15 protein-coding genes and 1 other RNA gene are annotated in these 22,895 nt (G+C 43.1%); all 16 read left to right on the top strand.

Translation table 11 applies throughout. The annotated features are described in order from the left end of the window. The first annotated feature begins 10 nt into the window (after window positions 1–10). The 16 genes from DXB43_RS09375 to DXB43_RS09300 all read left to right on the top strand — a co-directional run bounded on the left by DXB43_RS09375 (window position 11) and on the right by DXB43_RS09300 (window position 22,878). Window positions 11–1,705, top strand: a complete 1,695-nt coding sequence (locus DXB43_RS09375; RefSeq protein ID WP_117947422.1) for a nucleoside kinase — start codon at window positions 11–13, stop codon at window positions 1,703–1,705. Window positions 1,706–1,926: 221 nt separating this feature from the next. Beyond that, window positions 1,927–3,621 (top strand): GspE/PulE family protein, encoded by a 1,695-nt coding sequence (locus DXB43_RS09370; protein WP_117947421.1) that lies wholly within the window; start codon window positions 1,927–1,929, stop codon window positions 3,619–3,621. A gap of 20 nt (window positions 3,622–3,641) precedes the next feature. Beyond that, window positions 3,642–4,700, top strand: a complete 1,059-nt coding sequence (locus tag DXB43_RS09365; RefSeq protein ID WP_117841989.1) for a type IV pilus twitching motility protein PilT — start codon at window positions 3,642–3,644, stop codon at window positions 4,698–4,700. A gap of 118 nt (window positions 4,701–4,818) precedes the next feature. Continuing rightward, the gene (locus tag DXB43_RS09360; protein WP_117947420.1) at window positions 4,819–6,033 is read left to right on the top strand and encodes a type II secretion system F family protein; all 1,215 of its coding nucleotides are present in this window, start codon (window positions 4,819–4,821) and stop codon (window positions 6,031–6,033) included. A 77-nt stretch (window positions 6,034–6,110) separates the two neighbouring features. Then, the gene (locus DXB43_RS09355) at window positions 6,111–6,575 is read left to right on the top strand and encodes a type II secretion system protein (RefSeq protein WP_117947419.1); all 465 of its coding nucleotides are present in this window, start codon (window positions 6,111–6,113) and stop codon (window positions 6,573–6,575) included. Between the two features lie 31 nt (window positions 6,576–6,606). Further along, window positions 6,607–7,365, top strand: a complete 759-nt coding sequence (locus tag DXB43_RS09350) for a prepilin peptidase (protein WP_330417875.1) — start codon at window positions 6,607–6,609, stop codon at window positions 7,363–7,365. Between the two features lie 77 nt (window positions 7,366–7,442). Further along, a complete protein-coding gene (locus DXB43_RS09345) occupies window positions 7,443–9,146 on the top strand; it encodes a pilus assembly protein PilM (RefSeq protein WP_117947418.1) in 1,704 nt (567 codons plus the stop codon). Next, the gene (locus DXB43_RS15020; protein ID WP_147343683.1) at window positions 9,139–9,942 is read left to right on the top strand and encodes a hypothetical protein; all 804 of its coding nucleotides are present in this window, start codon (window positions 9,139–9,141) and stop codon (window positions 9,940–9,942) included. The genes DXB43_RS09345 and DXB43_RS15020 overlap by 8 nt, the downstream gene beginning before the upstream one ends. Before the next feature lie 55 nt (window positions 9,943–9,997). Next, complete coding sequence (locus DXB43_RS09335; RefSeq protein ID WP_117947417.1) at window positions 9,998–11,101, top strand: prepilin-type N-terminal cleavage/methylation domain-containing protein; 1,104 nt, start codon at window positions 9,998–10,000, stop codon at window positions 11,099–11,101. 12 nt (window positions 11,102–11,113) lie between these two features. Beyond that, window positions 11,114–13,330, top strand: a complete 2,217-nt coding sequence (locus DXB43_RS09330; RefSeq protein ID WP_117947416.1) for a hypothetical protein — start codon at window positions 11,114–11,116, stop codon at window positions 13,328–13,330. Window positions 13,331–13,337: 7 nt separating this feature from the next. Continuing rightward, on the top strand, window positions 13,338–13,928 hold the full coding sequence (locus tag DXB43_RS09325; protein WP_117947415.1) for a pilus assembly FimT family protein: 591 nt from the start codon (window positions 13,338–13,340) through the stop codon (window positions 13,926–13,928). Between the two features lie 27 nt (window positions 13,929–13,955). Next, complete coding sequence (locus DXB43_RS09320) at window positions 13,956–16,112, top strand: type II secretion system protein (RefSeq protein ID WP_117698084.1); 2,157 nt, start codon at window positions 13,956–13,958, stop codon at window positions 16,110–16,112. A gap of 30 nt (window positions 16,113–16,142) precedes the next feature. Continuing rightward, window positions 16,143–20,888, top strand: coding sequence for a DUF5057 domain-containing protein (locus DXB43_RS09315; RefSeq protein ID WP_117947414.1), 4,746 nt, complete (start codon window positions 16,143–16,145; stop codon window positions 20,886–20,888). Between the two features lie 126 nt (window positions 20,889–21,014). Continuing rightward, window positions 21,015–21,358, top strand: an RNA gene (gene rnpB, locus DXB43_RS09310) — RNase P RNA component class A. 199 nt (window positions 21,359–21,557) lie between these two features. Next, window positions 21,558–21,953, top strand: coding sequence for a hypothetical protein (locus tag DXB43_RS09305; protein ID WP_022244041.1), 396 nt, complete (start codon window positions 21,558–21,560; stop codon window positions 21,951–21,953). A gap of 25 nt (window positions 21,954–21,978) precedes the next feature. Continuing rightward, window positions 21,979–22,878: a DUF5685 family protein gene (locus DXB43_RS09300; RefSeq protein WP_117841981.1), complete on the top strand. Its 900-nt coding sequence runs from the start codon at window positions 21,979–21,981 to the stop codon at window positions 22,876–22,878. The last annotated feature ends 17 nt before the right edge of the window (window positions 22,879–22,895 follow it).

Genomic DNA, 22,895 nt, shown 5'->3' with positions numbered 1-22,895 from the left:
GGGGACTACTATGGGAGAAATTAAATGTAGAATTAATATTCATGGAAATGTAAGGGAGTATGTGCCGGAAACCACATACAAGCAGCTTGCCAAGGAATATCAGAAACAGTTTTCGGATGATATTGTCCTGGTGCTGGTGAACAACCGCCTGCGGGAGCTGCGTGAGAAGGTAGAATCGGGAAATCTTACCTTTATTACAACAGCAGACAAGGATGGAAGGAAAGCATACCGGAGAAGTACGGCGTTACTGATGCAGAAGGCAGTGCATAATCTTTATGGGGAAGAAAAGATTACGGTCCGCATCATGCATTCCATTGCCCAGGGATATTATTGTGAACTGAAGCGGAATGAGGAAAAGAACGGAGCATCAGAGCAGGCAGAATGGGTAGCTGTCGATGAACAGATGTTAAGGAATTTAAAGCAGGAGATGCAGCGTCTGGTAGAAGCCGATTTTCTGATTGAAAAGCACAGTCTGCCGACGGCAGATGCAGTAGAACTCTTCCGGAGACTGGGAATGACCGATAAAGAAAGACTGTTCCGCTACCGGAGAAGCTCAAGAGTCAATATTTATGAGCTGGATCATTACAAAGATTATTTCTATGGATATATGGTACCGTCTACCGGTTATCTGAAATATTTTGACCTGACATTATATAAAGAAGGTTTTATGCTACTCTTTCCGGGAAAAGATACCAGGACGGTGGATGTTTTTGTCCCATCGGATAAACTGTACCTAACACTGGAAGAAGCGTCAGAGTGGGGACATACCATGGGAGTAGGAACCATAGGAGCTTTGAATGATGCAGTTTCTGCTGGCAGAATACAGGAAATTATTCTGATACAGGAAGCTCTGATGGAACAGAAAATAGGACAGCTGGCAGAGCAGATTAAAGAGGGACATCATAAGAAATTCATTATGATAGCAGGTCCGTCCTCTTCCGGGAAGACAACGTTTTCCCACAGGCTGTCCATACAGCTTGCCGCCCATGGCATGAAACCGCATCCGGTTCCGCTGGATGATTTTTATGTAGACCGGGATAAGACACCGAAAGATGCAGATGGAAAACTGGATTTCGAATGCCTGGAGGCATTGGATATTGACCGTTTTAATAATGATATGACAAGTCTTTTAAATGGAGATGCAACGGAACTGCCGGTATTTAATTTTAAAACCGGAAAACGGGAAGCAAAAGGCAGAATGATGCAGCTTGGAGAGGAAGATGTACTTGTTATTGAAGGCATCCATGGACTGAATGACAGGCTTTCCTACTCTCTGCCGCAGGAAAGCAAATTCCGTATTTATATCAGTGCGCTGACCCAGCTGGATATTGATGAACATAACTGCCTGCCGACGACAGATGGCAGACTGATCCGGAGAATTGTAAGGGATGCAAGAACCAGGGCTACATCAGCGAGGGAGACCATTGCCATGTGGGATTCGGTAAGGCGGGGAGAAGAAAAGAATATCTTCCCATTTCAGGAAGGTGCCGATGTAATGTTTAATTCAGCTTTAATTTATGAGCTTGCTGTGCTGAAACAGTATGCAGAGCCATTGTTGTTTGCAATTGAACGGGACTGCCCGGAATATCTTGAAGCGAAGCGGCTGCTGAAGTTCTTAGATTATTTCCTTCCGGTACCGGCGGATAATATCAATAACAATTCGATTATCCGTGAGTTTATCGGTGGAAGCTGTTTTAATGTCTGATATAGAAGCAATATGAGGGATAGACCGTGTTTCTTGTGCAAAAGAGATAGTTGTCTATCCCTGAATTTTACTTAAAACATAAAAAATAGACAAAATATAACGAAAAAAACGAATAGAAAAAGAAATTTTGTTGAAAAGCATGTAAAGAATGGCTATAATAAAATAATGATGATTTTTGTCACATTATGATATGTGAAGAATGATTTGGAGAGTGGCAGAGAATGGAAAGCAGACAGAAGAAACGTCTGGGGGATATGCTGATTGAGGAACAGATTATTACAGATGAGCAGCTCTCAGATGCATTAGAGAAGAAAAAGGGGACTACAAAGCGGCTGGGTGAGGTTCTGGTAGAGCTGGGTTATACCAATGAGACGGATATTGCCAAGGCACTGTCAAGCCAGCTTGGACTGGAAATAGTCTCGCTTAGTGGAATACAGATAGAAGAAAATGTGCTAAAGCTGGTGGACGTGGCAGTTCTGAGAAAATATGTCATGGTACCAATTGGCTTTTCACCGAATAATATGAATGAAGTCCGTGTGGCAATGGCCGACCCGATGGATATGCGTGGAATTGATGATTTTTCTATTATTACTAATCTGCAGGTCGCACCGGTAATTGCCACAACCCATGATATTATGCTTACCCTTGACCGTTTCTATGGAAGCAGTGAAGCAAGGAAGGTGGCTGAGGCATATGCACTGGAGCGCCGGCAGGAAGAGCAGAGGGAACAGGAGAAGGAGAATGATGAAGATATTGCAAATTCCCCGATTGTCCTTCTGGTAAATGCCATGATTGAGCAGGCAGCAAGACAGCGTGCCAGTGATATACATATAGAAGCATTGGAAAGCCGTGTAAGAATCCGCTACAGGATTGATGGTGTGTTATATGAGAAGGCGAGCTACGACATCCGGCTTCTGAATGCAATTACAGCACGTATCAAGATTATTGGCGGCATGGATATATCAGAAAAAAGAAAACCACAGGATGGACGAATTACCCTTGTGGTAGACCGTGTGGAATACGATATCCGTGTATCAATCCTGCCAACGGTTTATGGAGAGAAGTGTGTACTTCGTCTTGCACAGAAGAAAGCACTGACCAAGGATAAGAGGGAACTTGGATTTACCCCGGGGGAGCTGGAAAGCTTTGACCGTATGTTAAAGCATCCGAATGGAATCCTTTTGGTAACAGGACCAACCGGAAGTGGTAAATCAACGACGCTTTACACAGCACTTTCTGAACTGAATACAGAGGATATTAATATTATCACAGTAGAAGACCCGGTAGAGGCGAATCTGGACGGCGTCAATCAGGTACAGGTAAATGCCAAAGCGGATATGACCTTTGCATCTGCACTGCGTTCAATCCTGCGACAGGATCCGGATATTATCATGATTGGAGAGATCCGAGACGAAGAAACAGCAGAGATTGCGGTACAGGCTTCCATTACCGGACATCTGGTAGTAAGTACCCTGCATACCAACAGTGCGGCAGGAACCATTACCCGAATGTTAAATATGGGCGTAGAGGGATATCTTCTTGCAGATTCCGTAATCGGAGTGATTGCCCAGCGTCTGGTGCGGAGACTTTGTCCGAACTGTAAACAGCCGCATAAGCCGACAGAATACGAGCGCAGGCTTCTGAATCTGGATGATTTGGATGAGACGATGATTTTTGAAGCAAAGGGCTGCCCAATGTGTGCCAATACAGGATATAAGGGCAGAATCGGTGTCTATGAGATGATGGAAATCAGCACGGAAATGAAAGACGCTATAGCAAAAGATGCTTCCACTGCCGAAATCAAACATCTGGCAGTAGAAAATGGAATGGAAACTCTTGCAGCGGGAGCCAGACGTAAAGTTTTAGAAGGAATTACTTCTGTGTCAGAGCTGGTGGGAGTATCTGCTGAGGATTAAGGAGAACTGGGGATTTTACAATGAACAGAATAGAAATGTTTTTGCGGGAAGGAAATGAAAAAGGGGCATCCGATATCCATCTTGCACCGGGAAGCCCGGTGATGTTCCGGATTGATGGAGAACTGGTTCCTGCATCAGATGAGAAGATAAAACCATTTGAAATAGAAGAAATGATAGAACCGCTGTTGACGGAAGAGCAGAAGGCAGAGCTGAAGGAAAATGGAGAACTGGATTTTGCGTATTCTATCGCAGGCTTTCACAGGGTGCGTTTTAATGTGTTCCGTCAGAGAGGTACTTATGCGGTAGCACTCCGTATACTCTCGTTTGAGATACCGGAAGCAAAGCGGCTTGGTATTCCACCATCTGTGGTTGACCTGACCAACCGCAAGCGTGGGCTGGTATTGGTAACAGGACCGACCGGAAGTGGTAAATCTACCACACTGGCGTCTTTGATACATATTATTTCTGAAACATATGCTAAGACAATTATTACACTGGAAGACCCGATTGAGTATTTGCATCCTCACAGCAAGTCAATTGTATTGCAGAGGGAAATCGGTTACGACAGTAAGAGTTATGCGTCAGCACTTCGCGCCGCATTGCGTGAAGACCCGGATGTAATTCTGGTGGGGGAGATGCGTGACCTAGAAACAATCAGTATTGCGATTACGGCGGCAGAGACCGGACATCTGGTATTTTCAACCCTGCATACCAACAGTGCAGCAGCAACCATTGACCGTGTCATTGACGTGTTTCCACCGCATCAGCAGCAGCAGACCAGGATACAGCTGTCAGGTGTTATTGAAGGAATTATTGCCCAGCAGCTTCTTCCAAAGGAAGGCGGTGGACGTGTGGCGGCTTACGAGGTCATGCTTGCCACTCCGGCAATCCGTAACCTGATACGTGAAGGAAAGAGCTTCCAGATACAGTCTATGATACAGACCAGCAAGAAGCTTGGCATGCAGGCAATGGATGATGCCATTTATGACCTTTATATGCAGAATAAGATATCAGCAGAAGATGCCGTAAGTTTTGCACAGGAGCCGGCAGTTATGCAGCAGAAGGTAACGCTATTCTAAACTGCGGAGCATCTGCAGGGAACTGTTAACAGCAGCTTCCGTGGATACCGTAGAATGAGAAAAATGGTTAACAAATTTGAAATTTAACCGATAAATATACTGTAAGGGGGATGAGAAGGTGCCCAGTTATTCATATATAGCAGTGGATGCCATGGGAAAAGAGAAGAAGGCAACCATTGATGCAGAAAATCAGAACAAGGCAGCAGCCCGGCTTAAGAAAAACGGACTTACTTTAATATCCATAAAGGAAGTCGGATTGTTAGAAAAGGACGTTAAATTAAGCTTTGGGCGGAAAGTAAAACCAAGGGATTTAAGCGTGTTCTGCCGGCAGTTTGTCAGTATGATAGAAGCCGGGGTTACGGTAATTGATGCCCTTGGAATGTTAGAGGAACAGACGGAAAATAAGAGACTTTCCGCTGCACTTCATGAAGTGCGTACCGAAGTGGAGAAAGGACAGACACTATCCGAAGCCATGGGACATCAGGGAGAGATTTTCCCGGAAATGTTAGTGAATATGGTGGCGGCAGGAGAGACCTCCGGTAATATCGAGCTTTCCTTCAGCCGTATGGCAGTGCAGTTTGATAAGACGGCGAAACTGTCCGGTTTAATGAAAAAATCACTGGCTTATCCGGTGGTACTTCTGATAGTGGCAGTATTAATCGTCATTCTGATGGTAGTAAAGGTAATACCGGGATATGCAGCAACCTTTGAGCAGGCAGGCATGCAGCTGCCGGGCATCACCCGGGCAATGATGAGCATGAGCCATGTAATTACAAAATTCTGGTATCTTTTTGTGGGAGGAATCCTGCTGATTGTACTTGGTATCCGGGAATGGCGAAAGACAGAGGGCGGAAAGCTGTTCTTTGGTAAAATAGCCATGAAGCTTCCATTGTTTGGCAAGTTAAACATAAAGACATATTCTTCACAGTTTGCCCGTACATTAAGTACTTTAATGTATGCAGGAATTCCATTGATTCATGGAATTGATGCAGTCACCAAGCTGATGAAGAACCGTCATTTCCAGCTGCAATTGCAGTCAGCAAGAGAGGAAGTGGCAAAGGGTGTTCCGTTATCAGAACCGCTGCGGAAGGGCGGACTGTTCCCGCCTATGGTAATCCACATGCTTTCTATCGGTGAGGAAACCGGTGATATTGAGGGTATGTTAGACAAGCTGGCAGATTATTATGATGAAGAGGTTGAGATGACTACCCAGACGGTTATGGCGGCAATGGAACCAATGATTATCGTTGTTATGGCAATTATCGTAGTCATTCTGATTGCAGCAATTTATGCGCCGATGCTTTCCATGTACAACCAGCTCGGCAACATGTAAAACGAATTAAGATTCCGTAATAGGGGCGGGATTTTAAGATAAAATATTTATATTTATACAAGAAGGAGAATAGCATTATGAACAAGATTAGAAACAGAAAGAACAACAAAGGCTTTTCATTAGTTGAGTTAATCATCGTTATTGCCATCATGGCAATCTTAGCAGGAATCTTAATTCCTCAGTTTGTTAAGTACATCAGCAGCTCCAAAGTATCCGGAGATATCCAGCAGGCAGAGAACATCTACAATGCAGTAGCAGCTCAGTACGCAGATTCTCAGGGAACAGCACCAACAGGTATGACTTATGATGGAAACAAGCATGAAGTAACAGCTGCTGTTGCAGAGGCATTAGAAATGGGAAAAGCAGCACCTACATGTAAAGTAGATTCAAGCTATTTATTTATGTATAGCTGTGACAGCAAGGGTGCGGTTGCTGTATATCTTGCACCAGCAAGCGAGGCAGATAAAGCATATGATGCTACAAAAGATACCAAGATTTCTCCATCCATTGAAGGAGTGGATAAAGATAAGTGGACAAAATAATCCGCTGAGCTAAGAAAGGACACTACATACCATGACACCAATGCTTGCACTCATCACAGTATTTATTTTCATATATGGAATTGTCATCGGAAGCTTCTTAAATGTCTGTATCTACCGGATACCGCAGAAAGAAGATATCGTCCGGGAGAGTTCCCACTGTATGAGCTGCGGGCATCGGTTGAAATGGTATGATTTAGTGCCGCTGTTCAGTTATCTTTTCTTAAAGGGAAAATGCCGTTACTGTGGTTCGAAGCTGTCAAAGCAGTACCCTATCGTCGAAGCACTCAATGGAATCCTTTATGTAGTTGTATTTTACGCAACAGATTTTAGGTGGGACAGTATTTTATACTGTCTTATGACTTCTGCGTTAATCGTACTTAGTGTGATAGATTACCGCACCTATGAGATTCCTTTTGGAATCAATGTGTTCCTGTTTGTACTGGGGGTTATCCGGTGCGTATTTGGAAAAGGGGACAGAGGAACCTTGATGATTGGTTTCTTTGCAGTGAGCTTGTTCTTGCTGTTATTATCACTTCTTACCAGAGGAGCAGCAATCGGTGGTGGAGACATCAAGCTGATGGCGGCTGCCGGTCTGCTTCTCGGATGGAAGTTGATTATTCTTGCATTTGTGATTGGATGTATTGCGGGCTCTGTGGTGCATCTGTTCCGGATGAAGGTCTGTGGTGCCGGCAGAATGCTGGCTCTGGGTCCGTACTTATCGGTCGGGATATTTATTGCCGCCCTGTGGGGGAATTGGATGATAGACTGGTATCTGGGACTTTTTATGTAGAAAAGAGTGATTATAAGTGGAAAGTGTATGAAGCATAGGTATGCTTTCCAGTTATAATCACGAAAGGTGAGTGAAGGATGAAGATATTAAGTATAGAAATAGGTGTTGATGTAACCCATGTATTGGAGATGGATTACCGGGTGAAGAATCCGAAAGTATATCGAAGCTTTAGCTTTCAGACTCCGGTAGGTGTAATTGGAGAAGCTGGTGTGCGTAAGAGTGAGGAATTCCGCACAGCCTTACATAAGCTTCTGGATGCAAATAAGATTAAGACACGGAAAACTTTGTTTGTAGTTAATTCCGGTAAGATAGCAAGCCGTGAAGTGCTGATTCCGATGATAAAAGAAAACCGTATCAAGGATTTCTTAAATACAAATTCGGCAGATTTCTTCCCGGTAGATTTATCCCGGTACCAGCTGGTATACCGGAATGAAGGTGTGGTACAGCAGGACAAGGTAAAGAAGAGAAAATTATATGTATTTGCTGTGCCGGGAGATCTGGTGCAGTCTTATGAAGAACTGGCAGATTTCTGCTCCCTGGAACTTACCGCACTTGACTATGTGGGAAACAGTATTTTCCAGATGATGCATAAAGCGGTAGGAAATAATATCTGCTGTTCTGTAAAATTAGACAATAATGCAACCATGATTACGATTATCAATCAGGGAATGGTTGTATTACAAAGAACAGTATTTTATGGCTTTGAAGAAGTAGAGAAGGTTGTAGTGGATTCCGGTCTTTTCCCGAAGGAACAGTATCCGGCAGCAATGGATATATTACAGCAGACAGACTGTCTGGATGCAAACCAGGCGGCACCGGAAGATGCCATGAATGCCATGCGGGCAGAAGCGGTAGAAGCACTGCGTCCGATGATTGGCAATATCCGGCGGGTATTAGATTATTATCAGTCCAGAAATAATGGGGCAGAAGTAAAAGAGTGTTTCCTGATTGGTAACGGAGCTTATATCAAGGGACTGGACAGACTGATGTCCCTGGAATTGAATCTTCCGGTACATTTGCAGGAAAAAGATGTTTTAAACGGTTTCCGTACATCCGGAGGCAGATTGGATGCTATGTATGAAGCCTGCTATGGAGCAGCAATACAACCATTAGACTTCGTGTTTGGTTCGGCACAGACTGCAAAGATTATAGAAGAGAAGAAAAAACGCGAATTGCTTGCAGCAAAGCTGATTGGTCTGCTTTGCGTGGCATGTGCTGTGATATTGCTGGCATTATCCGGAGTACAGAGGATTGCATTATCCCACGAACTGAATACCCTGAATAAGCAGAAGGATGAACTGGAATATATACAGGATATTTATAATGCATATGTGGATACCAAGAGCCAGTATGATGATGTGACAAAAATGAATGGCAAGACAGAGACAGTCAGTGATGCACTGGCAGATGCCATTGAAGAAATGGAAGAAAAATTCCCATCTGGTGTAAAGGTAACAAGCCTTACCAGTAATGGAGAGGGAATTTCCATGGACATTGAAGTATCTACAAAGGAAGAAGCAGCAAAGATCTTGCAGAATCTTGCAACCTTCGATGCTTTCCGCAGTGTAACGACCAACGGAATTACAGAATCCACAGATGAGAATGGTAAAATTACGGTAACATTTTCAGTGATGTGTACCTATGTAAATGGTACAGCAGATGATTCCATTGATACCGAGACCACACCGGAAGAAGATGTCGAGACCTATATGAATGGTGACCAGTATATTTATCCGGATATGGAAGGCAGTACCGAAAGTGGGGAGGCAGACAATGAATAAGGAAAATAAGAAAGTAAACGACAGGGAATTAAAACTGATATTTGTATTAGGCGGCATAGTATTATTTTTCTTAATCTACCAGTTTGGATATCTGAATGTCCAGAAGGCAAATGAAAATTTAAAGAGCCAGGTAGATGAGGTGCGTGGAGAAGTAAAGGTTATGCAGACCATGAAGCAGAACGAAGAGACTTATAAGGCATATACAGATTCCATGACACAGGAAATGCAGGAGGTAATGGATGCAATTCCATCAGAGATCCGTTCGGAGGATAAGATTATGTTTGCCAGAAGCCTTGAAAAAGAGTATGGCTTTCATGTTACCGGCGTAGGTCTTCAGACGGACGAAATGGTTTATGAAATGAATGAAGATGGAAGCAATCCGGCAGATGATGGTAAATTGTTATATCGTACCGTGGTAAATCTTGACTGTGACTGTGATTATACACAGCTTAAGAACTGCCTGCGTGGATTAAAGAAGAATAATTTCAAGATGTCTGTGGATACAGCAAGCTTCGGTCCGGATGAAGAAACCGGGAAACTGAAAGGAAACATGACGGTAAATATGTATTATCTTTACGGAAGTGAGAAACCATATGAACCGTTAACCATTGATGGGGTATCCTTAGGAACAGATAATATTTTTGGAACGGGAACGATTACTCCGTCAGCTCCATCGGATGCCGCAGGTACGGAAGATATCACAGGAACAACAGGTACTACAGGAACAGCAGGTACCACAGGAACAACAGGTACCACAGGGACAACAGATACCACAGGAACAGATACCGGGCGGTAAGAAAAGCCGGACAGTATAGAAGAATATGTGAAAAGCAGAAAGGAGCAGAGACAGTATGAGCGGTTATAATAGCAGAAAGTTAAAATATAAATTAAATCGTAATTTAAATAACCGGGGATTTTCATTAGTGGAAATTCTGATTGCAGTAGCGATTCTCGTACTGTGTGCAGTTCCTTTACTGAAAGCATTTGTAACATCTGCCCAGACCAATGCCAGGGCAAGACAGAATTTAAATGCGACTACGCTGGCTGAAAATATTATGGAAGAAATAAAAGCAGCAGGTGTTGAAGGCTATGGTGTGAAATCGGGAGACACGGTTACGATAGATGGTGTGGATCTTCCGGTTTATGAGGCTGAGTATAGCAATTACAGCTTTGATGGCAGGGCATATGATGTTAAGGCAGTAATGACACCATCGCAGGAGACCTATCTGGATGGTACGGATGAAAAAGCATATAATGCACAGGGTATCCCGGAGATTTCTGTTATGGATGACAGCCGGGATGCTGTTTATGTAGAGGACAAGAATGCAAGATTTGACATAATAGATGAAAATGCGGATTCGCTGGGCATGAAGGCGGAAGAACTGCTGAATGCATGCAGAACGGAATACCGCTTTGCAGTAAAGGAAAATCACGGCAGATATACCGTTACCCAGACGGTAACATACAGTGATGCTTCCGGAAATACAATCGGAACACCCCAGACCCTGACCATATTTGATTCGGTGCTGACCGGAGCAGATCTCAGAAGTCTTTATGTGTGCTATATTCCGGCACTTCGAACAGCCGGTGATATGTACAGAACGCAGGAGAAGGTGGTAATCGAAAACAGACAGGATATTCCGGTTGATGTATATCTTATCCGTCAGGGCTCGCAGGATACACCACTTGCAGTCAGTATTATAGAAAGTGCTCCATCAACAGTGGCAGCAACACAGATTCATACAAATCTTTCTGTAGATGATAAGACAGACATCGGCAGTATAGAACGAAATGGAAGCAGTATTACAGCAGCTACAGCTAAAAGCGCCTTTGGTTTTCAGAAGATGGGCGAGGCTGCAAAGGCAGATGCAGCCAGACTTTATACAGTAGAAGTAACCGTTAAACCGGTAGATTCGGAAAAATCAATTACCTTAACAGGAACGGCAATGAAGTAAGGCGGGAAAACAATGAACAGATGGAAGAAATCACGGGACAATCGAGGAATGTCACTGGTCATGGTCATTGGAACAGTGGCACTGGTAAGCATACTGGTGGTTATAGTACTGTCTCTTTCTCTGATGAATATACAGATGAAGTCAGTATATAAGAAGTCTGCGGATAATTTCTATGATGCAGAAGCGGCAATGGATGAGATACGTACCGGTCTGCAGCAGGATGTGGCAGATGCAGCAACCACGGCATATCTTTCTGTTATGTCACAATATTCTGCCAGCAGTTATCAGGATGCTGTGCGTCAGAGCACCTTCCGGGAATTGTACCGGAAGGAGTTAAAGAAGAAAATCGGGCAGACCATGGATGATACCCATTATGATATCGGCTATCTTGAGAATTATATCGGTGCGTCCCACCGTTATGAAGCAGCAACCGGTACCGGAGCCAGACTTACAACACAGGATGGCAAAGATGCAGATTTTGTGGTAACACAGTCCGGTCTTGTGATTATGAATCTGGAGCTTTCTTATAAGGATGCAGATGCTTATGAGTCAGTTGTAGATACAGATCTTGTATTAAGCTATCCACAGGTAAACTTTATCCAGTCAACATCAGTACCGGATTTGCTGAATTACTGTGTGGTAGCAGATGAAGGTGTCTGGGTAAACAATGGAAACCGTACACTTACCATGAATGGCAATGTATACGCAGGCAATTATTATACCGGGAGCAGCAGTGACCGGAATGGATTCCACATTGACAACAGTGGAAGTGTAATGCTTGGACTGCGCAAGACGCTGATTACCAGAGGCGGACTTACGGTAGAAAACCAAGGTTCTTTTACAACGGATACCAAAGCTACGATATGGGCAGATAATCTCAATGTTTACAGCAACGCAGCCCTGTCCTTATCTGGCAGTACATATGTATCGGATGATTTGACGATTACCGGAAGCGGTGATGTTACCTTGCGTGGAGAGTATTATGGCTACGGTAATCCGGAGACTGCCAAGGCAGCGGCATCTGTAGTTACAGAAGAAGTCAATGCCAATAAGGCGGCATACAGCAGTGCCATGATTATCAATGGAATTGCAGACAGTGGCAAGGCTAGTATCCGCATGAATGGATTAAAGACATTGATGTTAGCAGGAAATGCCTATATCGGAAGCGGCAATGCCATGATGGGAGAATCCCTGGCTGTAAAGAGCAGCCAGACGGCATATCTTGCACCGGCAGACTGTTTTCTTATAAATACTACCAATCCCACAACGGTAGCGGAAGATTTTATGGCAAAGAGTGATTTTGCAGCAGCTCCGGAAAAATATATTAATTATGAAGTGTTAAAAAATTATCATGCTTTGGATATCACACCATTATATAAAGATGGTCTGGTTTATTATTTCTTAAAATTCGAGAATGCAAAGGAAGCTGCGGCATTTGACCTTGCATACTACAATGATGCAGACCATGCAGCCACAAGGCAGCAGTACCTGTCTCTTTATGTGGATGACGCAGAATTATCTATCCGGGAGAGCAGCTCTGTGGAGAAGATTACCAACGGAAGTATTCTTGTCTGGGATACAAAAGGAATCCGTACCATTGAGCCGACAACCATAAGTAATGGATTAGACGATATTTACGAGGATGGTTATTATGCCGGACTGCAGAGTGGCTGGCAGGATATGTATGCTTCTTATAATATTTCACTGACAAAGGATTATGAGAGGCTTACAGCGGAGCAGAAGGCAGCCACTGTGTTTGAAAATCTGGTGGATGTAGACGGGCTGAAAAAAATTACTGGCACATCCGGAGCAGTTGAATTTGAATTTACCGATGGGGATGGAGTCCGGCAGGTGGCATACGTAACAGATAATGAAGGTGCATCAGCATTGGAGGTGGATGCTTCGTTTCTGGGTGGAAAGAATGTACCGCTTATCATTGCAACCGGAGATGTGAAGGTTACAGCAGATTACTCCGGTACAATTTTAAGTGGTGGCCAGGTGACCTTTGGCATGCCGGGAAGCAGCAGTTCAACAGTGTCATCTGATATGCAGGATGCTGCCAGAGTCATCCAGAATGCCGAATATAAGAAGGGGTCAGATACCTATATTCTGTCACAGGTATTGAAGAACAGCCAGTACTATGTAGGCAGTATTGGAAAGGCATATACCGGAGAGGATGCCGTGGATGTAACGAAGCTTGTAACCTATCAGAACTGGTCAAAGGAGTAAAGATAAGATGCAGAAAGGGAATCGTATAAGCGGAAAAAAGAATAGTGGATTTTCGTTGGTAGAGCTGATTGTTACCGTGGCGATTCTTGCAATTATTTCTGTGGGAGCGTTTCTGCTTACCGGCTCACAGAATGGATGGAAACTGCGTCATGCTGCGGAAAGACTGGATTCAGCACTGGATAAAGCTATGGTTCAGTCTATGAGTAAGAGTGATACTGCAGGTCTTATTGTCTATGAATTGAATGGAGAATATTATGCGGCAATAATAAAGGAATCCTGCCGGGACGGAAATATTTACCGTGTAACTGAGGACAAGGTGCTGGAAAAGTATTCACTTGGAAAAGAACCGTTGACGATTACGCTAAGTTATAAAGGAAAAGACGGGACAGCAGTATCAGATGTTACATTATCCAATCAGGGCAGTGAGAGTAATTTAAGCAGTGCGGCAGAATTTCTCTATGACAGAAGTACGGGGGCGGTTAAGACCGTAAAGGTAAACAGTGTGGAAAGCTATTATACTGGTATATATTTGAAGTTGTCAGACCGTGATATGCAGATAAAAATAAGTGCTGCCACCGGCAGACATGAGATACAGTAAGCAAAAAGCAGGGAGGAGGAAAACAAAGTGGACCACAGGAAAGCTTCAAAGAAGTATTGTGAAATCAGAAAATGCGGGATATATGATAATAAAGGATTTACGCTGGTTGAACTGCTGGTGGGAATTGCGATTGTGGCAATTGTCGGTGGATTAATCGGCACATTTTTGATTTTCTCCACAAGAACATATGGAAAAGTAACCGATGAAGCAGACTTACAGGAGGATGCACAGATTCTCCTATCCCAGATGGATAGTTATATTATCGATACAGACAGTGCACTTCGTTATTATGCAGATGTATCAGAGAGTGGAAGCGGCACGGAAATTTTAAAGGACAGCCTTTATCCGGGTGGAGCAGCAGGACTGACCAGAAAATGGCTGGAGATTTATAAGACCACCGATACCGGATATACAAAAGAGACCGTTTTGTGGACAAAATCCACAGAGAAGCTGACATATAAGCAGGAGACGATTGATGCGGCAGGAACGGTAACTGAAAATATAGAAGAACAGGATCTGGCAACGCATGTAACAGATTTTTCCATTGATCTGACGAAAGTAACTTCACTGCGTCAGGTAACAGTGTCTGTTGCTCTTGCCAGTGGAGAGAAAAGTTATGGAGCGGATACTACAGTGTATCTGCGTAACCAGATTGTAGTAAATGGGGAACCTTATACACCGGATGCAGCACCGGTCATTTCATCCGTACTCAGCGTTAAGGTTCTGCCACAGACGGTTATGATGCGGCCTGGCGGAAGAAAGGCATTTCAGGCAATTGTTTATGGTAATAATTCACCATCCCAGGAGGTAACCTGGAGTCTTTCCGGAAATACGTCTTCCCTTACCACTATTTCAGCGGATGGACTGCTGTGGATCAGCATGGATGAGAAGGCAAAGACCTTAACGGTAACAGCAACATCGGTACAGGATACCACCAAGTCAGGAACGGCGGAAGTAACAGTAGTACATGGCAAGAAGCTGTCTTTAGGCCAGATTCGGAAATACTGGCTGCAAAGAGGAAAATCAATGTATATCTATGCAAGGGTGAATGGAACATTAAGTGGTTCTATTACCTGGGAAAGTAATCCATTGGATTTACTTTCGGTGAATCCCGCAGATTCTGTAACAGTTGCAGGAGGATATCCATCATTGGATTTGATGAATGCGAGATGTGTGAAAACAGAGTATCCGGGGACACCTTTAGGAGAATATACAGTGAAGATTAGCGGTATAGTAGATGGTCAGCCGTATGAAGATATGGTTTATATAGAGGTGGTGGATTCGCCTGAAATAGCTGGAGCAGGTGATGTTGTATATTTTGATAAATCAAATGGTTTGGATTATTGGGTACATCCTGGAGACACCGTGAATTTGTCTACAGCATTAAAGAGGTTCGATATTGGAACAAAACGTAGTTATGAATTTAAAGAAGGCGGGAATATAAATAAGGATTCCTATACTTTTGAGACCTCTGGAACAGATGATGAAAAGATAAAAATAAGTATTGATGAAACAGCTGAGGATGGTGAAATTTATGTTACAGTCAAAGCTGGAAATCAATGGCATACAGGCTATGATTCTGTTACAATTCATGTGGCGGAGGAATTGGATTTCCCATATATTGTGGAAACAACATATTTTCCAGATCAGGAGAACTGGTTCTGGTCAAGTGTACATTGCAGGGGACCGGTAATGATAGCAGATTCAACATTACAATTTACGAATCTTACTTCCGGAATCAATGGGTTGATAGCAAATACCGGCGAGCCGCATAAACTTACACCATCGGAGCAGCATACAGGTGAGAATGAGCGTACGCTGTCTGGCGTAAATGAATTTACACAGGACGGACCGGGAAGGTATGAAAGTTCTAAGATACTTAATTTAGAGGGAATTATTATTATTGATAAAGATGTTGAACTTGATGCACCTTTTATTTGTTGTAATAGTGATACGGTGATTTATATAAAGGGAGAACATAGCTTGAAATTCAAAGGAATTACTACTTTTGACGGGCTGATTTATGCACCGGAAGGAGATGTTTATTTTGAAGGTCAGGCGGGTTATTGCCGGGGTGTTGTAATAGCAAAAAATTTGCATGTAAATAGTCGGGGAGACAGGGAGTTCTCCTTTATGGAAAAAAGCAGTGTAATGGATCTGGTTAATACATTGAAGGCAAACTAGCTTGTTGAGAAGTAAAAGAGGACAGGATATATGAAACGGAAGAATTCTTTGAAAAATTCCAGAAAGAGAATCATTCAGGCAACGGTAGCAGCAGTAGCCGGTATAACAGTTGCGGTTGCTGCATTCCGGCCGGTAGAGACTTCAGCAAACGGAGTACTGCCGGGGGTGGAAAGCATCGTTGCACAGAAGATGGCAACAGAAGATAAGACCTATCGGATTTTAGAGATTATGCCGGATGGAGCAGAAAGTGAAATGGGCTATCTTGCAGCGGGCAGTGAGCCGGTAGCCCTAGCAGCAGATGGAATGCTGGCTTACTTTGCAGAGAATGGTATCGAAAATACGCAGCAGGAGAGAATGAATTATATCAACAGCTTAAAGCAGCGTTTGGAGGACGGGAAGATAGCTTCCGGTGATACATCGAAGACACCACTTTATGCAGAAGCTTATGAGGAGACTTTTTTCCCGACAGAGGAGCAGCAGAAGGACTACAAGAAGCTGGTATTTCCGGAAGAACAGTATGAGACAATTACTGCTGAGGGACATTATGCTTACCGGCAGGATTATGACGGAAACTATAATCCCAATGTAGTTTCCTTCTCTTATAATGCAACTGGGGATTATGCAGTAGAATTTGAACGGAGAACACCACTTAAGGATGAAGCACCATATAACCAGCCATATGAGTACCGGGATAATGGAACAGATGGTTATTATGAAGCGGTTGAAAATCCTATGACAGGTGGTAATTATTACTATATTTCAGACTTTTACTATGTTGGAGCAGATTCCGAACATGGACATTATCTGGCACAGTTAGATGCTGCAAAACCATATTCATATACTGCATCAGGGGATGGAGCATTTGCATTTGTGCCGGGAACAGCGGAAGAGGACAGTGCAAATCAGTCCTGTCAGGTGGAGATGGGTTCTGTCTGGTATACCGGTGGACTTTATAATAATAACCTGTTCCGGGACTATGTATTAGGAGCATTGTCCAAGGATGATTTAAAGGTGGAAGTAACGGCAGTGACAGAGTCTGGACTTGCTTCTGTAGATGTATCCAGTATGGATTTTATTTATATCGGCGGACAGGGTTATGATACCGGAATGAAATATCAGCTTTCTTCTCCGGAGCTTCTTGCACAGGTGGATAAAATATATAAGAAAATTTTAGGAAAAGCACCGGTTCTTATTGATTCCACTGTCTTAGAAAGTGCACTTACTGATTATAATACTTCTGATATTGCAAAGCTTGTGGTGTGGAGCATCCAGAAGGAGTTAAAGGATGACCCGCAGTCTGTGGATGCGGCAGAATTATGTGATACCGCTTCTTTAAACAGCAATTACACCGGCAATGATACTAATTATGCGGAAAATAATGTTTACTGCATGAAAATGACAGATGCAGACGGGGTACGTCAGCATGTATTTACCGGTCTGCTGGAAGCTTTTCCACAGGAGCTGCAGGAGGCGGAGGGATTTGCACCGGTGCGGGCATTGATTGAACAGGAGAATACCCTCCGTACATCAGCGGATGCGATTGATACCACGCTTTCAAAAAACATGGTCTTACAGTATATTTTAAATTATCCGTATGAGAGAACCTTTAGTGATAAAGAGGAGCTGCGGGTGCTGGATATCGAACCGGCAATGGGTGCACTGTATCTTGATGAAAATGCAGCTGATGACAGGATTCTTACCAAAAAGAAGCTGGCAGACTGGACAGGTGTTGCCATTGACAATATCAGTATTACCCGGATGACTTCAGCGGAGTTTATTGGTAAAATCGAAGACATGAACATGGAATACGATCTGGTTTACTTTGGACTTGGTTATGCCGGAGAGAATGGAAATTCTGATGTAAAGCTTCAGGGGGATTATATGAACCGTGATGCAGAGGGAAATACGGTTTATAATGATTCACTGATGAATGGGCTGGTCTATGCACATACCGGGGATGCATTCTTAAGAAAAGCTATTCTTGGTGGACTTTTAGATACTGATTATGTAGATAATAATACATCGAATTATCTCTATGGAGGCAATCCGGACAGCTCAAGAGACCCATATGGTGACCGGGATGAGTGGGACAGCGGATTAGGTAAGCTCGTTACCGCAACAAAGACCATCAGTGGTTTCCAGTATGATAATCCAAAGAATAGAAATGACCGTCAGGAAATTACCGTTACAGTAGGAAATGTAGGAGTATACCGTGCCAGCGGAAATGATATAACAGAGAGCAAGAAACGTGATCTGGAAGAATTCCTCGGGGCGAAATATCCGGTTCTTTTTGCACAGAATTTTGTGACCACAGAAGGTGAAATCAATGCAAAGGTGGTAGATAATTCTTCTGTTCTATATCAGTTCGCAAAGGAAAATCTTGCACAGGATAATGTCTTTTATCTGGATACCGAAGGCAGGCCAAATGATGAGAGCAGCTTCCGGTACTATATTAATATGCCTAAGGTTAAGCTTGCCATGCTCAATCCGTCTACCGGAGCAGAAGAGAGTGATATGGCATTAAGTACAGGAACAGCACGTACTACGGATAACAATTATGGCAATAAAATTGTAGAAATCCGTACCGATAAGAAGGATTCCGGAGTCTATACGCTGCGTTACCGCTTCCGGATTGATAGTACCGTAGATGCCAGCGTGGCTACGGTATATCATGCAGGACTTTATTTTGATATGAATGCCGATGGTAAATTTATCGAAAATGATACATATTCCGAACGGCAGAAGGACTGCATCATTTTTGATGCTTCCGGCAATGAAGTCAACCGGGATGCAGCTGGAGAATATCAGTTGAGCAGCGGACAGGAGTACTATCTTGAGAAAGACATTCCAGGTGACTATCGTGGTATGCTGACCTGGAAACTGGAACTGACTCAGACCACCAATGCCTATATCCGTACAGCAAAGACAGGTTATACGATTGTATCAAGACCAGCTGGTGATGATAGTGTACAGGTTGTTAAGGTGCTTCAGATTATGGGAAATAATAATGAATGGGGCGGTTACTTTAATCTTTCTACAGATGGTGACGTGCGGAATTTTATCAGCAATTTTGAAAATACAGAGGGAGTCCGGTTTGAAATTACAGCCATTCCAATGCGCGATTTCGATGGCAAATATACATCCTTTGAACAGCTGAAGGATTATCAGATGTTAATCTTTGGTTTCCAGGACAGTTATTCGGATATGACCAATGCTGACACACTGACAGCAGTAGATGATTATATTGTCAGCGGACGAAGTGTATTGTTTACCCATGATACCTCTTCCTTTGTCAATGTGGCAACCGAGCAGATGTACTGTCAGGATAATCCGGATGGCGATAATGGCTGGAACCCGGGCTGGCTTAGCAACCAGGGTAATGCAGGAGATTTTAACCAGGTGGAACGTCACTGGGGCTATATGGTAAACCAGAAATTCCGTGGTGTTCTTGGAATGGACCGTTATGGAATTACTTATAATGAGCGGACTTCCAAAGACCCGCAGGCGGCACAGCTTCGTTCCCTTCTATTAAAGGAAGGACAGCTTTTAGACATCAGTACTACTACAGATGCCTCTGGCAATGAGATAACAACCGGAACCATTGATACGGCACATGGTGGTGTAACGACACGGGAGAATCCGGATGGCAGCGGGGCACTGACTTCTGCAGTATTAGGAAGTGATAAAGATATTGCGTATGTACCGGGAACGAATCAGAAGCAGTCCTATGGACAGACACAGGGTTATACTTATGGAGCAATCAATTTCCATTATTATTATAATGCTCCGTGGCAGTGTACAACGGAAGCAAAGTATGCTTATAACCAGTACATGATGTGGCGTACACTTCCGTTACCAACACAAAGAAATGATGTTTCTCTTGGAAACCTGAAAAACAATGCCAGCATGTATGCAACCCAGGTAAATGATGGACAGATTACCCATTATCCATATGAGATTGGCAGTCAGATTACGATAGCTAATACCCATTACCAGTATTATCAGCTGAATATGGATGAGGATATGGATGGAGATGAAAACAGTGATATTGTAGTGTGGTACTGTCTGGGTGCATCCGGTGATGGTTCGGCGATTTATACCAGTTCCCCGAATGATGTGCGGAACAATTATTATATTTACAACATTGGAAATATTACCTATTCCGGTGTGGGACACAGTACAATAAGTAACGTGAATGAGAAGCAGTTATTCTTTAATACCATTGTTGCAGCGTACAAGACAAGAATCAAAGATCCGGTAGTAAAGCTTTTAGAGAATGGAAGCCGTACTTCAGCAGAAAAGGAAGCTGTTTATGTACATACTGATAATGCCATCGGAAATAAGGCACTGGAAAATGAAGTAAGTTTTTATTACACCGTAACAGATTCGAATCTCGTCACATCGGATAAGGAAATCAGTGTGGATTATTCCATGGTAGATAAGAATGGCAGCAGTATTGCAATTCCGGTACAGGCAGCAGAAAATCAGGTGTATATCACAACAGAAGCAGTAAACGGAGATACGGTTACGACAGATTCTGCCGGAAGACTGAGAGGCTTAAAGAGCGGGGAAGTGTATAAAGTCACAGTTCATAATCTGACGGATACAAAAGTACAGGAGGCAATTACCAATGGTAATATGCGGATTGCAGTTCATGCAGTCAGTACCTTTGACTATTATGGAGACAGCTATGGTCTGGGTGAAAATGCCCAGGGCATTCCACAGAGCAGTGCATCTATGAAAATATTAGGAACAACGCTGTTTGATTTGGATTAGAACAAAAGAAAAAAATTTTATTGGAAAAATGGAAACGAAATCGTATAAGACCGGAAAAGCAATTCGTAAAATCAAAAAAAGGTTGAAAAACTGGTAACGTTACCATATAATAAAACCATGAAGAACCAAGTAGGGTGAATGGTCGCGGCTGCATTGTCGAAAGACATACAGACGAGGAAAGTCCGGGCTTCGCAGGGCAGGATGCCGGATAACGTCCGGTGGAGGCAACTCCAAGGAAAGTGCAACAGAAATGTACCGCCAGGTAACTGGTAAGGGTGGAAAGGCAGTGTAAGAGACTACCGCATCTCTGGTAACAGAGATGGCTCTGTAAACCCCATTCGAAGCAAGACCAGATTTAAGCATTGACGTGGCCCGCCAGCTTAAGGTAGGTTGCTTGAGGCGGTTGGCAACAGCCGTCCTAGATAGATGACCATTTTCAACATAACCCGGCTTACAGCCCTGCTTGGTTTCTTACTATCAAATCTAATGTAATTCTAAAATGTTTCTTAAAAGACAATAACTCTGTTGACACAGAAAAGCAGGGGACTTAAGATGAATATCAGGGTATGGTGATATGTGAACATACATATCACCATATTTTTGCGTAAGCATCCGTAAGGAACTGCCGGTGGCAGGTGCGTAGATATAAAAAGAAGAGAGGTCTTATATTTGAAAGAGAAGTTAGCGAGATTTATGTCAGGAAGATATGGAGTAGATCAGTTATCAAGATTATATCTTGGAATTGCACTGATATTACTGGTAGTTTCAATTTTTAGTCACCTTGGTATATTTTATATAGCTGGAATTGTTCTTCTGGTGTATACTTATTATCGTATGTTTTCGAAGAACATTTCCAAGATGTATGCACAGAATCAGAAGTATTTGAATGCAAAATATCGTGCGGTGGTAAAAAAGGATGCATGGAAGAAACAGTGGCAGCAGCGTAAGATTTACCGGTTTTATCGTTGTCCGGGATGTAAACAGAAGGTTCGTGTTCCAAAAGGAAAAGGTAAAATCTGCATTACCTGTCCAAAATGCAGAATGGAATTCATAAAGAAAAGTTAAGCTGTAGCTATTTGGAGGAAGCAGTATGTTTGGATATGTAAATATCAATCGTAATGAATTATCAGATGAAAATAAAAAGATTTACCAGGGTTATTACTGCGGACTTTGTCAGAAACTAAAGGAGGTTTCCGGCCGTAAAGGCCAGATGCTTTTAAACTATGACATGACATTTCTGGTAGTGCTTCTGACCGGACTTTATGAGCTGGAGGATAAAAGCACAGATTTTGTATGTGCGCTGCATCCGACGAAAAAACGGACAGCCAGAATCAATGAGGCAACAGAATATGCTGCTGATATGAATATTATTCTTTCCTACCAGAATTTTGAAGATGACTGGAGAGACAATCGTTCTTATTCGAAAAAAGCATTTGCCAGAATGCTGGGAAAAGATTATAATCGCATCATGGCAAAATACCCAAGACAGGTAAAGGCAGTAGAAACCTATATCGAAGAACTGGGTAAGGCAGAGGATGCACAGGAATCCAATATTGATAAAATATCAGGACTGACAGGAACCATGCTGGGCGAAATTTTTGCATGGCGGGAAGATATATGGGCAGAAGAACTCAGATATTTTGGATTTTATTTAGGAAAGTTTGTTTATCTGATGGATGCCTATGAGGATTTTGAAACAGATAAGCGTAAAAATGCATACAATGTTTTCAGGGTACAGCGGAAAGAGGATATGCAGAATCTGGATACCTTTGTGAAGCTGTTGCTGACCAGTATGATGTCAGAGTGTGCCAAGTCCTTTGAACGTCTGCCAATTCTTATGCATGCAGACATTCTGCGGAATGTATTATATTCCGGAGTCTGGACGAAATATGAGTACAACAGACTGAAACGTGAGCGGAAGCAGCAGAGGCTTCTTGAAAAACAGAAAGCCGAAAAACAGAAGGCAGACAGGAAAAGTGCAACAAAGTGAAGTTAAGAATTAAGAAG

The sequence above is a fragment of the Roseburia sp. OM04-10BH genome, assembly GCF_003462605.1.
Classification (GTDB): domain Bacteria; phylum Bacillota; class Clostridia; order Lachnospirales; family Lachnospiraceae; genus Roseburia_C; species Roseburia_C amylophila.
The sequence above is the reverse complement of the archived record's forward strand: the minus strand, read 5'-3'. Positions and strand labels throughout refer to the sequence as shown.

Bases quoted from the DNA above. Each gene is read 5' to 3' on its own strand.
- DXB43_RS09375 (WP_117947422.1), top strand. From the start codon at position 11: ATGGGAGAAATTAAATGTAGAATTAATATTCATGGAAATGTAAGGGAG.
- DXB43_RS09345 (WP_117947418.1), top strand. From the start codon at position 7,443: ATGAAGATATTAAGTATAGAAATAGGTGTTGATGTAACCCATGTATTG.
- DXB43_RS09365 (WP_117841989.1), top strand. From the start codon at position 3,642: ATGAACAGAATAGAAATGTTTTTGCGGGAAGGAAATGAAAAAGGGGCA.
- DXB43_RS09350 (WP_330417875.1), top strand. From the start codon at position 6,607: ATGACACCAATGCTTGCACTCATCACAGTATTTATTTTCATATATGGA.
- DXB43_RS09355 (WP_117947419.1), top strand. From the start codon at position 6,111: ATGAACAAGATTAGAAACAGAAAGAACAACAAAGGCTTTTCATTAGTT.
- DXB43_RS09370 (WP_117947421.1), top strand. From the start codon at position 1,927: ATGGAAAGCAGACAGAAGAAACGTCTGGGGGATATGCTGATTGAGGAA.
- DXB43_RS09325 (WP_117947415.1), top strand. From the start codon at position 13,338: ATGCAGAAAGGGAATCGTATAAGCGGAAAAAAGAATAGTGGATTTTCG.
- DXB43_RS09330 (WP_117947416.1), top strand. From the start codon at position 11,114: ATGAACAGATGGAAGAAATCACGGGACAATCGAGGAATGTCACTGGTC.
- DXB43_RS15020 (WP_147343683.1), top strand. From the start codon at position 9,139: ATGAATAAGGAAAATAAGAAAGTAAACGACAGGGAATTAAAACTGATA.
- DXB43_RS09315 (WP_117947414.1), top strand. From the start codon at position 16,143: ATGAAACGGAAGAATTCTTTGAAAAATTCCAGAAAGAGAATCATTCAG.
- DXB43_RS09300 (WP_117841981.1), top strand. From the start codon at position 21,979: ATGTTTGGATATGTAAATATCAATCGTAATGAATTATCAGATGAAAAT.
- DXB43_RS09335 (WP_117947417.1), top strand. From the start codon at position 9,998: ATGAGCGGTTATAATAGCAGAAAGTTAAAATATAAATTAAATCGTAAT.